Annotated in this window: 12 protein-coding genes and 1 pseudogene; 2 read left to right on the plus strand and 11 right to left on the minus strand. The window is 64.4% G+C overall.

The window, feature by feature from the left end; translation table 11 throughout:
- Window positions 1-104: 104 nt before the first annotated feature.
- From ispF to F7R02_RS08405, 8 genes are all read right to left on the minus strand, one after another.
- Window positions 105-605 (minus strand): 2-C-methyl-D-erythritol 2,4-cyclodiphosphate synthase, encoded by a 501-nt coding sequence (gene ispF, locus F7R02_RS08370; RefSeq protein ID WP_033485324.1) that lies wholly within the window; start codon window positions 603-605, stop codon window positions 105-107.
- A 3-nt stretch (window positions 606-608) separates the two neighbouring features.
- Complete coding sequence (ispD, locus tag F7R02_RS08375; protein WP_078588959.1) at window positions 609-1,409, minus strand: 2-C-methyl-D-erythritol 4-phosphate cytidylyltransferase; 801 nt, start codon at window positions 1,407-1,409, stop codon at window positions 609-611.
- Window positions 1,406-1,771, minus strand: a complete 366-nt coding sequence (gene ftsB / locus F7R02_RS08380; RefSeq protein WP_078588961.1) for a cell division protein FtsB — start codon at window positions 1,769-1,771, stop codon at window positions 1,406-1,408. Before ftsB ends, ispD begins: the two co-directional genes overlap by 4 nt.
- A gap of 3 nt (window positions 1,772-1,774) precedes the next feature.
- Complete coding sequence (eno, locus tag F7R02_RS08385) at window positions 1,775-3,067, minus strand: phosphopyruvate hydratase (RefSeq protein WP_003481827.1); 1,293 nt, start codon at window positions 3,065-3,067, stop codon at window positions 1,775-1,777.
- Between the two features lie 124 nt (window positions 3,068-3,191).
- The gene (locus F7R02_RS08390) at window positions 3,192-3,434 is read right to left on the minus strand and encodes a hypothetical protein (RefSeq protein WP_033482206.1); all 243 of its coding nucleotides are present in this window, start codon (window positions 3,432-3,434) and stop codon (window positions 3,192-3,194) included.
- 117 nt (window positions 3,435-3,551) lie between these two features.
- The gene (gene kdsA, locus F7R02_RS08395) at window positions 3,552-4,382 is read right to left on the minus strand and encodes a 3-deoxy-8-phosphooctulonate synthase (protein ID WP_078588963.1); all 831 of its coding nucleotides are present in this window, start codon (window positions 4,380-4,382) and stop codon (window positions 3,552-3,554) included.
- Between the two features lie 352 nt (window positions 4,383-4,734).
- A complete protein-coding gene (gene pyrG / locus F7R02_RS08400; protein ID WP_078586915.1) occupies window positions 4,735-6,399 on the minus strand; it encodes a CTP synthase in 1,665 nt (554 codons plus the stop codon).
- Between the two features lie 310 nt (window positions 6,400-6,709).
- Window positions 6,710-6,952, minus strand: coding sequence for a hypothetical protein (locus F7R02_RS08405; RefSeq protein ID WP_078588964.1), 243 nt, complete (start codon window positions 6,950-6,952; stop codon window positions 6,710-6,712).
- Window positions 6,953-7,116: 164 nt separating this feature from the next.
- On the opposite strand from F7R02_RS08405, the gene parE reads away from it, so the two are divergent.
- Together parE and F7R02_RS08415 are read left to right on the plus strand one after the other, a co-directional pair.
- On the plus strand, window positions 7,117-9,006 hold the full coding sequence (parE, locus tag F7R02_RS08410) for a DNA topoisomerase IV subunit B (protein WP_003481816.1): 1,890 nt from the start codon (window positions 7,117-7,119) through the stop codon (window positions 9,004-9,006).
- Between the two features lie 442 nt (window positions 9,007-9,448).
- Window positions 9,449-10,956 (plus strand): annotated as a pseudogene (locus F7R02_RS08415) (S10 family peptidase).
- Window positions 10,957-11,015: 59 nt separating this feature from the next.
- On the opposite strand, the gene F7R02_RS08420 reads toward F7R02_RS08415, so the two are convergent.
- From F7R02_RS08420 to F7R02_RS08430, 3 genes are all read right to left on the minus strand, one after another.
- Window positions 11,016-11,777 carry a YdcF family protein gene (locus tag F7R02_RS08420; protein ID WP_003481813.1) on the minus strand — a complete coding sequence of 254 codons (762 nt, stop codon included), beginning with the start codon at window positions 11,775-11,777 and terminating at the stop codon, window positions 11,016-11,018.
- A 106-nt stretch (window positions 11,778-11,883) separates the two neighbouring features.
- Window positions 11,884-13,011 carry an inorganic phosphate transporter gene (locus tag F7R02_RS08425; protein ID WP_005919584.1) on the minus strand — a complete coding sequence of 376 codons (1,128 nt, stop codon included), beginning with the start codon at window positions 13,009-13,011 and terminating at the stop codon, window positions 11,884-11,886.
- A 9-nt stretch (window positions 13,012-13,020) separates the two neighbouring features.
- Window positions 13,021-13,647: a DUF47 domain-containing protein gene (locus tag F7R02_RS08430; protein ID WP_003481809.1), complete on the minus strand. Its 627-nt coding sequence runs from the start codon at window positions 13,645-13,647 to the stop codon at window positions 13,021-13,023.
- Between the last annotated feature and the right edge of the window lie 99 nt (window positions 13,648-13,746).

The raw sequence follows: 13,746 nt of genomic DNA on the forward strand, positions 1-13,746 counted from the left end.
TCGCCTTCGCGCCGGAGGTGGCGCGCTGTGCGCCGGGTGGTTCGGCGCGGTGATTGCATCCGGCAGCATCGGCGCCGCTCCGGCGCCAAGCGCTGCACGTGTCGCTATTGATAAGGCGCAGCGATCCTGCCCAGCAACACCGCGGCCTGTGCAGCGATGCCTTCGCCGCGGCCGGTGAAGCCCAATTGTTCGCTGGTGGTGGCCTTGACGCTGACCGCATCGAGTTCAATCGCCAACAAGTCGGCGATGCGCTCGCGCATGGCCACCGCATGCGGACCGACCTTGGGGCGCTCGCAGATCACGGTGATGTCGGCATTGCCGACGCGCCAGCCGCGCTCGCGCAGCAAGCCATCGCAATGCTGCAGAAACTGCGCGCTATCGGCATCTTTCCAGCGCGCATCGGAAGGCGGGAAATGCCGGCCGATATCGCCCAGCGCCAGCGCGCCCAGCATCGCATCGCACAGGGCGTGCAACACCACATCGCCATCGCTATGGGCGAGCACGCCATGGCTGTGCGCCACGCGCACGCCGCCAAGCATCACATGGTCGCCAGGGCCGAACGCATGCACGTCGTAGCCTTGGCCGATTCGGAAATTGAAGGACATGGATTAGATCTCTTCGGGACCGGGGGCCCGGGACCCGGGACCGGAGAAAGCAGAGGCCGAAACGAACGACTGGGGATGCGCGCTTTCCGGGTCCCGGGTCCCGGGTCCACAGTCCCGGTTGGCCAGTTCAAACTCGAAGCGCGCCAGATCCGCAGGGGTCGTCACCTTGAAGTTGTCTTCGGCGCCTTCCACCAGCAACGGGCGTAGCCCCATCCGCTCCATCGCCATCGCTTCATCGGTGACCTCGACACCGGCCGCCGAGGCCTCGGTGAGTCCACGGATCAGTTGATGGCGACGAAACAACTGCGGCGTGAGTGCGCGCCACAGGCGTTCGCGCGGTTCGGTGCCGTCGATACCGCCATCGTCGCCGGCACGCTTGAGCGTGTCGCGCACCGGTGCAGCCAGGATTGCGCCGACCGGATCGCCGCGACCGATTTCCAGCAGGCGATCCAGATCGGCTAGCGCCAGATTCGGCCGTGCGGCATCGTGCACCAGCACGAAATCGTCGGCACGCACGCTCTCGGGCAAGGCCAGCAAACCAGACAGCACCGAGGCTGCGCGGGTCGCCCCCCCCAGACAGGTCAGCACCGGCTTGGACTGCACCGCGGTCCAGCCGGGCCAATCGGCATCGCCGGGGGCGATTGCCACCATGATGCCGGCCAGCGCCGGATGCGCGGCCAGCGCCGCCAACGTGTACGCCATCAGTGACTGACCGCCGGCCTGTAAATATTGTTTGGGAAGCGGCCCGCCAAAACGGGTGCCGCGCCCGGCGGCCGGCACGATTGCCCAGATGGACCCGGTCATGGGTGATCCACCGGATCGACAGGCTCAGGCGCTTGCTGTGCGGGGGCCGGTGCCTCAGCCGATGCAGGTGCCGGCAGCGGCACATCCTCGACCACGCGGTAGAACGTCTCGCCCGGTTTGATCATGCCCAGCTCGCTGCGCGCACGTTCCTCGATTGCCGCCTCGCCGTCCTTCAAATCCTTCACCTCTGCTGCCAACGCCTGGTTGCGTTGGCGCAGACCTTCGTTGTCCTGTGTCTGATGCGCGACCTGGGCTTCCAGCATCATGACTTCGCCGGAATTCCCAGGCCCGAACCAGAAGCGGTACTGCAGCCAAGCCAGCAGTACCGCCAGCACCAGCAGTAGCCAGCGCCAGTTGCGCACGGCTTATCGCTTGATCGAAACGAACGCGTCGCGGCCGGCGTAACGCGCGCCGGAGCCCAGCGCCTGCTCGATGCGCAGCAGCTGGTTGTACTTGGCCACGCGGTCGCTGCGGCACAGCGAGCCGGTCTTGATCTGCGTGGCAGTGGTGGCCACGGCGATGTCGGCGATGGTGGTGTCCTCGGTTTCGCCGGAACGGTGCGACACGATCGAAGCGTAGTTGGCCGCGTGCGCCATCGCGATGGCTTCCAGCGTTTCGGTCAGCGTGCCGATCTGGTTGACCTTGATCAGGATCGCGTTGGCGGTGCCCGAATCGATGCCCTGCTTGAAGATCTTCGGGTTGGTGACGAACAGGTCGTCGCCCACCAGCTGCACCTTCTTGCCGACGCGATCGGTCAGCAGCTTCCAGCCGGCCCAGTCGTCTTCGGCCAGGCCATCCTCGATGCTGATGATCGGGTACTGCGCGACCCAGTCGGCCAGGAAATCGACGAACTGCTCGCTGGTCAGGCGCTTGTTCTCGCCGACCAGGTTGTACTTGCCGTTGTCGTAGAACTCGCTGGACGCCACGTCCAGACCCAGCAGGATGTCTTCGCCGGCGGTGTAACCGGCCTTGCCGATCGCTTCGAGAATGGTGTCCAGCGCTTCGACGTTGCTGCGGAAGTCCGGCGCAAAGCCGCCTTCGTCGCCCACTGCCGTGCTCAAGCCGTGGCCCTTGAGCACCGACTTGAGCGAATGGAAGATTTCGGTACCGGCGCGCAGCGCTTCGGAGAACGAGCTGCAGCCGACCGGCAGCACCATGAACTCCTGGAAGTCGACGTTGTTGTCGGCATGCGCGCCGCCGTTGATGATGTTCATCATCGGCACCGGCAGCGCCACATCGGCCTCGGTGATGGTGGACAGGTACTGCCACAACGGCTGCTTGCGCGAGGCTGCCACGGCATGCGCGGCAGCCAGCGAAACCCCCAGCAGCGCATTGGCGCCCAGGCGGCCTTTGTTCTCGGTGCCGTCCAGATCGATCAGGCGACGGTCCAGGCCCTGCTGGTCGGCCGCATCGAAATTCTTCAGCGTCTCGGCGATGGTGCCGTTGACGTTGTCCACCGCATGGCGCACGCCCTTGCCCAGGTAGCGGGTCTTGTCGCCATCGCGCAGCTCCACCGCCTCCTTGGTACCGGTCGAGGCACCCGACGGCACAGCCGCGCGGCCGAACGAACCGTCGTCCAGCGTGACTTCGGCCTCCAGCGTGGGATTGCCGCGGGAGTCGAGGATTTCGCGGGCGAGGATCTTGGCGATAGTGGTCATAGGTCGGTTCGGTTACCAGTAAGGGGGGAAGTACACCGGAAACAAGCTGCCGGATTATCGCTGCACACCGGTCCATTGCCAAATCGCATGCAGCCGCGACACGCAGCACGTCGCGGGCGGACCGCTACGCCATCAGGCCCAGCAGCGACAGACCAGATAGCAACAGCACGACCAGTAGCAAGGTCAGCGCGGCGATCGCCACACCAGGCTGGCGAGCCAACCGCAACGCAGCCGAGCCGGTGGCCAGGCTCCCGACGGCGGCCATCATGGCCACCGCCAGCGTGATGCGCATCGGCAGCCGCGTGGCTTGCATGGCATGGTCGCCATCGCCCGGCATGCCGATGCTGGCGGTAAGCAGAACGGCCATCACCGCCATGCACGCCCACGCCGCAATCGATGCGGCCAATGCCCACGCCCCCCCACGGCCAGTGGCGCACCGCCGATCCTGGCGGTGCGCCACAGCGGCCGCGCACTGATTCAGAACTCACGCAAAACGCGCAAACCCATGCTTCTTGGTGACGGTGTCCAGCTCCATCAGGGTTTCGAGCAGTTCTTCCATGCGATCCAGCGGCCACGCATTGGGACCATCGGACAGCGCCTTGGACGGATCCGGGTGGGTTTCAGCGAACAGGCCGGAAATGCCGACTGCCACCGCAGCGCGCGCCAGTACCGGCACAAACTCGCGCTGACCACCGGAACTGCTGCCCTGCCCGCCCGGCAACTGCACCGAATGGGTGGCGTCGAACACCACCGGACACCCGGTGTCGCGCATCACGCTCAGCGAGCGCATGTCACTGACCAGATTGTTGTAGCCGAAGGACGCGCCACGCTCGCAGACCATGATCTGCTCGTTGCCGGTGGACTTGGCCTTGTCCACCACCGGCTTCATGTCCCACGGCGCCAGGAACTGGCCCTTCTTGATATTGACCGGCTTGCCGGCGGCGCAGACGTTCTTGATGAAGTCGGTCTGGCGCACCAAAAATGCCGGGGTCTGCAGCACGTCGACAACGGCCGCGACCTCGTTCATCGGGGTGTATTCGTGCACGTCGGTGAGCAACGGCACGCCGATCTGCTTCTTTACCGCATCCAGCACCTTCAGGCCTTCTTCCAGGCCCGGGCCACGGAAGCTGGTGCCGGAGGTGCGATTGGCCTTGTCGAAACTCGACTTGAAGATGAAGTTGACCCCGAGCTTGCCGGTGATCTCCTTGAGCTTGCCGGCCACGTCGAGCTGCAGCTGCATCGATTCGATCACGCAGGGGCCGGCGATCAGGAACAACGGCTGATCCAGGCCAACTTCAAAGTCACACAGTTTCATCAGGTCACCTTATTTCGATTGACGCCCCTGTCCCGTTGGGAGAGGGGTTGGGGTGAGGGTACGGTTGGCACGTATAGTTGAATGATTTAGGCACATGAGGCTTCGCCCGTACCCGCATCCGCCCCTACGGGACACCTTCTCGAGTGGGAGAAGACAGTCGTCATCTGAGCCCCTTTCCCATCGGGAGAGGGGTCGGGTGAGGGTTCGGTTGGCGAAGCGCTTGTGAAGCCCGATGGTTTGCCCTGGCTGGCGCGTGGTGACGCGCTCGTCATGGCTGTCATCTTCCAGTGCGTTGCGGCGCCCCCTCATCCGGCGCTTCGCGCCACCTTCTCCCGACAGGAGAAGGGACTGCTCACGCGCGCGCTTCCTTCAACAACTTTCCGCCGGCCTTCTTCTCGCGCGCCGCACGCACGAAGCCGATGAACAGCGGATGGCCGTCGCGCGGGGTGGACAGGAATTCCGGATGCGCCTGGCAGGCCAAGAACCACGGGTGCGTGTCGCGCGGCAGCTCCACCACTTCCACCAGGGTGTCGTCCATCGACTTGCCGGAGATCACCAGCCCGGCGTCTTCCAGCTGGGTGCGATAGCGGTTGTTGAACTCGTAACGGTGACGATGCCGCTCGGCCACCACGTCCTTGCCGTACACCTCGCGCGCCAGCGTGCCGGGCTTCAGGCGTTGCTCCTGCAGGCCCAGGCGCATGGTGCCGCCCAGGTCGGATTTTTCGTCGCGCTTTTCCACTTCACCGGTGGCGGTGCGCCATTCGGTGATCAGGCCGATCACCGGGTGCGGCGACTGGCGATCGTTCTCGGTGCTGTTGGCCGCATCCAGGTCGGCAACATTGCGGGCATAGTCCACCACGGCCGCCTGCATGCCGTAGCAGATACCGAAATACGGTACCTTCTGCTCACGCGCGAACTTGGAGGTCTGCACCTTGCCTTCGAAACCGCGATCGCCGAAACCGCCCGGCACCAGGATGCCGTCGATGTCCTGCAAGGCAGACATGTCGCTGCCCTCAAGATCCTGCGCTTCCAGCCACTTCAGGTTGACCTTGGTGCGCTGACGCAGGCCGCCGTGACGCAGCGCTTCGGCCACGGACTTGTAGGCATCCTGGTGATCGACGTACTTGCCGACCACGGCGATGTTGACCTCGTCCAGCGGATGCTTGACCGCGTCCACCACGGCCGTCCACTCCGACAGATCCGCTGCAGCCACCTTGTCGCGCAGCTTGAATTGGTCGATGACCAATTCGTCCAGTCCCTGGCGCAGCAACTCCAGCGGCATGCCGTACAGCACGTCGATATCCGGGCAACTGATCACCGCACGCTCGGAGACATTGGTGAACAGCGCAATCTTGCGGCGTTCCGAATCCGGCACCGCCTGCTCGGACCGGCACAGCAGCACGTCCGGCTGGATGCCGATCGAGCGCAGTTCCTTGACCGAATGCTGGGTCGGCTTGGTCTTCAACTCACCGGCTGCCGCGATGTACGGCACCAGCGTCAGATGCATGAACATGGCCTTTTCGGCGCCGCGCTCGGTGCGCACCTGGCGGATCGCCTCCAGGAACGGCAGCGATTCGATGTCGCCGACGGTGCCGCCGATTTCGATCAACGCGACATCGAACCCGGCCGTGGCCTCGTCGATGCAGCGACGGATTTCGTCGGTGATATGCGGAATCACCTGCACGGTGGCGCCCAGATAATCGCCGCGACGCTCCTTGCGGATGACGTTCTCGTAGATGCGGCCGGTGGTCACCGAGTTCTTGCGCGACAGGCGCGTGCGCACATAGCGCTCGTAGTGGCCCAAATCCAGGTCGGTTTCGGCACCGTCGTCGGTGACGTAGACCTCGCCATGCTGGAACGGGCTCATCGTGCCCGGGTCTACGTTGATATACGGGTCCAGCTTCATCATCGTGACCTTCAGGCCACGCGCTTCAAGAATGGACGCAAGCGAAGCGGCGGCAATGCCCTTGCCTAGCGAGGACACTACGCCGCCGGTAACGAAAATCAGGGGGGTCATGGGGCTTGAAGCCTCCCGGAAAGCCATAGTTTAGCGGGTGACGGGCGAATGCCCAAGGGTTGCGTGACGACAAGGTCATCACACGTTGAAACAGTGCATGCCGCGCAGGCCTGAGCGACCGACAGAGATGAGGGGCAGTCGCCAGGCGATTGCGGGCTCTCTGCAGGAACCGGAAGGCACGCGCGTCACATGCCACTTCCGGCATCGGCTACAACCGGCAGGGCGACTGCTGAGTGGTCTGACATGTTCCAAAAGTAAACGCCCCGGCAATGCCGGGGCGTCGTTAAGATCCGGCGGCTAGGCCGCGCGATCAGCGTGCAGGCTTTTCTTCTTCCTCTTCCTCGCGCGGGGCGCTATCGGCCTTGGGCTTCTGCGCGGCAGCGGCGGCGCGGCGTTCGGCCTTGCGCTCGGCTTCGGTCTTGGCCTTCGCGTCGTCGGTCTTTTGAGCGGCGGCGCCCTGTCCGGCCTGCTGCGGAGCGGCCTGGGCCATGGCGGGAAGCGATGCCACTGCGGCCGCACCGAGGGTGAGCATCAGGATGTGCTTGAACTTCATGGCGTCCTCTTTGGCTTCGGTGACATCCTCAGGTGGGGACGTTTGATTTCGAAACCAACGCCAGGGTAGCCAATGCTGCCCGGCCACCCACTGAACGCCGGTCGCGTGCAAAAAATCGGCTCAGCCCCCACACTTGCGCGTCGTTTCACGTGCCAACGAGATGCATGAACACCCGTTATAACGCCGCCGATATTGAAGTGCTGTCGGGCCTGGACCCGGTCAAACGCCGCCCCGGCATGTATACCGACACTGCGCGCCCGAACCATCTGGCGCAGGAAGTGATCGACAACTCGGTCGACGAGGCGCTGGCCGGCCACGCCAAGCAGGTCGAAGTCACGCTGTACAAGGACGGTAGCTGCGAAGTGTCCGACGACGGCCGCGGCATGCCGGTGGACATCCATCCGGAAGAAAAGATTCCGGGTGTGGAACTGATCCTGACCCGGCTGCATGCCGGCGGCAAGTTCAGCAACCGCAACTACACCTTCTCCGGTGGCTTGCACGGCGTGGGCGTGAGCGTGGTCAATGCGCTGTCGACCAAGGTCGAGCTGTTCATCAAGCGCGAAGGCAGCGAGCACCGCATGGAGTTTCGCGATGGCAACGCTGCGTCCAAGCTGGAAGTGGTGGGCACCGTCGGCAAGAAAAATACCGGCACGCGGCTGCGCTTCTGGGCCGACCCCAAGTATTTCGATACGCCCAAATTCAATGTGCGTGCGTTGCGGCACCTGCTGCGCGCCAAGGCGGTGCTGTGCCCCGGCCTGACCGTCAAATTGCACGACGAGGCAACCGGCGAGCAGGACAGCTGGTATTTCGAGAACGGCCTGCGCGATTACCTGAAAGGTGAGATGGCCGAGCACGAACTGCTGCCGGCCGACCTGTTCGTCGGCAGCCTGAAAAAAGACACCGAAATCGTCGACTGGGCCGCGGCCTGGGTGCCGGAAGGCGAGCTGGTGCAGGAAAGCTACGTCAACCTGATCCCCACCGCGCAGCACGGCACCCACGTCAATGGCCTGCGTTCGGGCCTGACCGATGCGCTGCGTGAGTTCTGCGATTTCCGCAATCTGCTGCCGCGCGGCGTCAAGCTGGCGCCGGAAGACGTGTGGGACCGGGTCACCTTCGTGCTCAGCCTGAAGATGACCGATCCGCAATTTTCCGGGCAGACCAAGGAACGCCTGTCTTCGCGCCAGGCCGCCGGTTTCATCGAAGGCGCCGCACACGATGCCTTCAGCCTGTATCTCAACCAGAACGTGGAGATCGGCGAGAAGATCGCGCAGATCGCCATCGATCGCGCCAGCGCACGGTTGAAGACCGAGAAGCAGATCGTCCGCAAGAAGGTCACCCAGGGCCCGGCCCTGCCCGGCAAGTTGGCCGATTGCATCAGCCAGGATCTGTCGCGCACCGAACTGTTCCTGGTCGAAGGCGATTCGGCCGGCGGCTCGGCCAAGCAGGCGCGCGACAAGGACTTCCAGGCGATCCTGCCGCTGCGTGGCAAGATCCTCAATACCTGGGAAGTGGCTTCCGGCAGCGTGCTGGCCTCCGAAGAAGTGCATAACCTGGCGATCGCGATCGGCTGCGACCCGGGCAAGGACGACATCACCGGGCTGCGCTACGGCAAGGTGGTGATCCTGGCCGACGCCGACTCCGACGGCCTGCATATCGCCACGCTGCTGACGGCGCTGTTCCTGCAGCATTTCCCCGCGTTGGTGGCCGCCGGCCATGTGTTCGTGGCGATGCCGCCGCTGTTCCGCGTGGACGTGGGCAAGCAGGTGTTCTACGCGCTGGATGAAGAAGAAAAGACCACGCTGCTGGACAAGATCGCGCGCGAGAAGATGAAGGGCCAGATCAGCGTCACCCGCTTCAAGGGCCTGGGCGAAATGAATCCGCAGCAGCTGCGCGAATCCACCATCCACCCGGACACGCGTCGGCTGGTGCAGCTGACCATCGACGACGGCGAGCAGACGCGTTCGTTGATGGACATGCTGCTGGCCAAAAAACGCGCAAGCGACCGCAAGCAGTGGCTGGAAACCAAGGGCGATCTGGCGTCGCTGGAAGTTTAAAAACCCGGAAGCTTTGAAAGCCCCCCCTCCCGCCGGGGCGAGAAGGCACGGGTTGCGCGCCATTGGCGCGCGTGCCTTGGAGCGCTGCGAGCGCGGGCCGGGGCGCGGAGCGGGGGTTGGGGTGAGGGTACAGGCGAAGCCTCGTGCAATTGAACATTGCGAAAGCTTCGCCCGTACCCTCATCCGCCCCTGCGCCCCCCCATAAAGCAGGACAATGTCCCGATGGGAGAAGGGCGTGTTATCGATTTTCTTTCACGTCGATGCTTGTTTCAGCGGACTGCGCAAACCTTTCCCCTTGAGTCAGACGGCTGCCTGCTGCGGCAAATACTGCTCCAGGCCAGTCAAGCCACATCGGTCGACGCGACACATATGCCTTTGTGCACATCCACCGAGTGCTGCCGGGGCCTAGCATCGGCACTCCCCTGCTTCCACATCGATGCCCATGCCCTTCTTTCTCCGCGCCGGCCTGCTGGCCTGTGTGCTACTCAGCGGGACGGCGCTGGCCGAAGCGCCAGACAAAGCCGATAAAAGCGATGCGCAAAGCGACGCCAAATCCGATGCCGCCGCCAAACAGGCGCCATTGCCGGCCGACGCCAGCGTGCGTCAGAACACGCGCGTGGCTGGCCGTAGCCTGAGCTATACCGCCACGGTCGGCACGCTGCCGGTACGCGATGCGCAGGGCAAGACCACGGGCGAGGTGGTATTCACCGCCTACACCGTCGATGGCAAGAACCGCCCGGTGACCTTCGCATTGAACGGTGGGCCGGGCGCCGCATCGGTGTATCTCAACATGGGCGCGATCGGGCCGAAGATCGTCGGTTTCGGCGCCGACGGCGACAGTGCGTCGGCACCGGCCACACTGCGCGACAACCCGGGCACGTGCTGGACTTCACCGACCTGGTCTTCATCGACCCGGTGGGCACCGGCTTCAGCCGCGCGCTGATCGGCGACGACGATGCCAAGAAGCAGTTCTACAACCCGCAGGCGGATGTGGAATATCTCTCGCGGGTGATCTACGACTGGCTGCTCAAAAACCGCCGCCTGCAGGCGCGCAAATATCTGGTCGGCGAAAGCTATGGCGGATTCCGCGGCCCGCGCATCACCCACTACCTGCAGACGCAGCTGGGCGTGGCGATGAACGGCGTGGTGCTGGTGTCGCCGTATCTCAACCCGACCCTGGACGACAACGGCGATGTGTCGCCCCTGGCATGGATGCTGACGCTTCCCTCGATCGCTGCTGCGCACCTGGAGCGCCAGGGCCAGCTCAGCGACAGCGCGATGCGCCAGGTGATCGACTACACCCGCAGCGATTACGCGGTGGCGCTGATGAAAGGACGCACCGACCCGCAGGCTACCGAAGCGATGCTGCAGCAGGTCACCCGCATGACCGGGCTGGACCCGGCGTATGTGCGACGCTCCGGCGGGCGCCTGGAAACCCAGGCCTATCTGCGCGAGGTGTTTCGCGACAAGGGCGAATTGGGCAGCCGTTACGACTCCAACGTGACCGCCTTCGACCCGTTTCCCAACGATGCCGAACAACGCGCCAACGACCCGCTGCTGGACAGCATCATTGCGCCCACCACCACCGCAATGGTGGACTTCGTGACCCGCGTGGTCGGCTGGAAGATCGATGCGCAGTATCGCGCGCTCAACTACGACGTCAACAAGCTCTGGGACTGGAACGACGAGCTTCGCAAGGGCGCAGTGACCCAGCTGCGTCAATCGGTGGCGATCGATCCGAAGTTGCGCGTGTTGATCGCGCACGGCTGGAACGACCTCTCCTGCCCGTTCATGGGTTCGGTCCTGACGGTGGACCAGATGCCGGCCATGGGCAGCGACAGCAAACGCGTGCAGGTGCGCGAATATCCGGGCGGCCACATGTTCTACAACCGTGCCGACAGCCAGGCCGCGTTCCGTAACGACGTCGAGGCGATGTACGAAACGCGCTGATTGCTCGCATCGCCGGGCGTGTGGACGCTCGGCGATGGATCAGCCGCGTCGTGCCGCGCTCAGACCGCGCCAGGGGCGGTCGCCTGCACGTTCCACCCCAACCACTGGTAGACCTGATAGCGGGCAATGCCCAGGTATTCGTGCAGGGCCACATCGGCCAGGGTGAAGTTGTAGCTCTGCGGCAGGATCGACCACGTGGCAGTCAGCCAGTCGGCGCGCACGGGTGTGGCATCGATGCCGAAGTGGCGGAAATACAGTTCGGCCCGACGCAGATGCGTGGCCGAGGACACCAACGCAATGCGATCGGGCCGGTAGTCGCGCAGCAAGGGCTGGCTGAACTGCGCGTTCTGCCAGGTGTTCATGCTCGACGGCTCCATGATCAGATCTGCCCGCGGAATGCCCAGGCCCAGCAGCACACGCTGATAGACCACCGCTTCGGACAGGCCCAGGCCGCGTGCATCGCCGCCGCTGATCTCGATCTTGCAATCGCCACCGCTGTGCCGGCATTGCCAATACAGCCGCGCCGATTCGACGATGCGGCCATAGGCGAACAGGTTGGCTTCGGCCACCGCGTCGCGGCCTTCCGGGCGCACGGTGCCGGCACCCAGCAGCACAATGACGTTGCGCGCGCCCCACGCGTTGAAATCGTTGACCCCGGTGCGTTGCAGGTGTTGCAGCATCCAGGAGGGCAACGGACCGCACCCCACCGCGAACACCAGCAGCAAGCTGGCCAGGCCCAACACGCGGGAAAACCGCCGCAATCCGCGTCGGTCGATCAACCAGGCAAACCCGAACAACACGCACACCAGGGCAAGCATCATCGAGAAAGGGTCTCACTCATGGCATGCGGGCAACCTGCCGGAAACAGGTCCATACGGCAAGGGCATCGCAGTCTGCCAACGGTGCGTGACCGCACCGCGGCACCGCTCAGGTCCAGCCCAACAGCTCGAACAGCGTCAGGATCAGGTACGCCACGCCGCCAGCAGCCGGGATGGTCAGGATCCAGGCCCAGACGATGCGCTCGATCACGCCCAGCCGAAGCGAACGCGGATTCTTTGCGAAACCCACACCCATGATGGCGGTGGAAATGCTGTGCGTGGTGGACACCGGCATGCCGAAATGCGCCGCCACGGTGAGCACCGTCGCCGAGCTGGTTTCTGCGGCAAAGCCGTGGATGGGATGCAGCTTGACCATCTTGTGGCCGAGCGTCTTGATGATCTTCCAACCGCCCGACGCGGTACCTGCAGCCATCACCACCGCGCAGGTGAGCACGATCCACATCGGGATACCGGCGCCGGCCGCAAGGCCGGTGCCCGGATGCAGGAACGACAACCAGCTCGGCAGGTCGTCCAGCGCGCCGGCCGACTGCGCGCCGATCAGGGTCATGGCGATGATGCCCATGGTCTTCTGCGCGTCGTTGTGGCCGTGCGCGTAGCCCATGTACGCGGCCGAGGCGATCTGCGCCTTGCCGAAGAACGCATTGACCCAGCGCGGCCGCGCCAGCCGCCCGATCGGGCCGCCTATCTTGGACATGCCGGCAATGATCGCCCACAGCAGCACCATCACCACGATACCGAGCACGAAACCGGCGATCGGCGAGGTGATCATCGGGACGAACACCTTCCACAACAGGCCCTTGTTCTTGGCCCAGTTGCCGATGTTTTCCGACCAGATCAGCGCGTCCCAGTCGTTGTGCGCCGCGGCCAGACCGGCGCCGCACAGGCCGCCGATCAAGGCATGCGAGGACGACGACGGCAGGCCCTTCCACCAGGTGATCAGGTTCCAGATGATGCCGCCCAGCAGCGCGCACAAAATCACCTGCGGGGTGACCTCGACCACGTTGGTGTTGAGCAGACCAGAAGCAATCGTCAGCGCCACGGCGGTGCCGGTCAGCGCGCCGATCAGGTTCATGCCCGCTGCCAGCATCACCGCCCAGCCGGGCGAGAGCACCTTGGTGGCAACCACGGTGGCGATGGAGTTGGCGGTGTCGTGGAAGCCGTTGATGAACTCGAACACCAACGCGGCCAGGATCACCACCAGAACTAAGGTAAGCACGCGGCGACCTCAGCTGTTCTTCAGCACGATCTGGTAGACCACCACACCGGCCTCGCGGCAGCGGTCGATGGCCTTTTCCAGAATCTCGAAGAACTCCTTGAGCAGGAACATCTGCAACGTGTCCAGGCGGCCGGAATAGATGTCGCGGTACAGCTCCAGCATCAGCCGGTCGGCTTCGTTTTCGAGCATGCGCAGCTTGTCGTTGAGCGCGGTCATGCGGTCGATGTTCATGTCCGGCAGGTCGGCCACCATCTCGACGACCACACCGGCGGCCTGCTCCAGCATCGCGGCGCGCGGGGCGAAGTCGATGTGTTCGAGGTGCTTGGTGGCCAGCGAATAGCGGTCGGCGAATTTCTCGACCTGCTTGGGAATCTTGTACAGCGCCGAGCCCAGCGCTTCGATGTCTTCGCGCTCGATCGGGGTCATGAAGCTGTCCACCAGCGCCTGGCCGATCTTGTCGGAGGCGGCGCGTTCGCGCAGCCGGGCCAGCTTGAAGGCGTCCAGCGCGGGTTGGCGGTCGGACTCGCGCATCATGGCGTGCAACGCCTTGGTGCTGTCGTAGGCGGCCTGCGCCGCTTCGTTCAGAAGCGCATAGAACTGCTTGCCGGAACCGAAGATGGTCTGCAACGAGAACATGGGTGGACAACTTCCTGCCGTCGAGGGAGAGACGGCGCCAGACGCGAATTATGACCGTTCCATGACCTCTCTGGGTATCTCGCGCCGGGAGCGGCCTTC

The organism is Xanthomonas cissicola, from assembly GCF_008801575.1.
Taxonomy (GTDB): Bacteria; Pseudomonadota; Gammaproteobacteria; order Xanthomonadales; family Xanthomonadaceae; genus Xanthomonas; species Xanthomonas cissicola.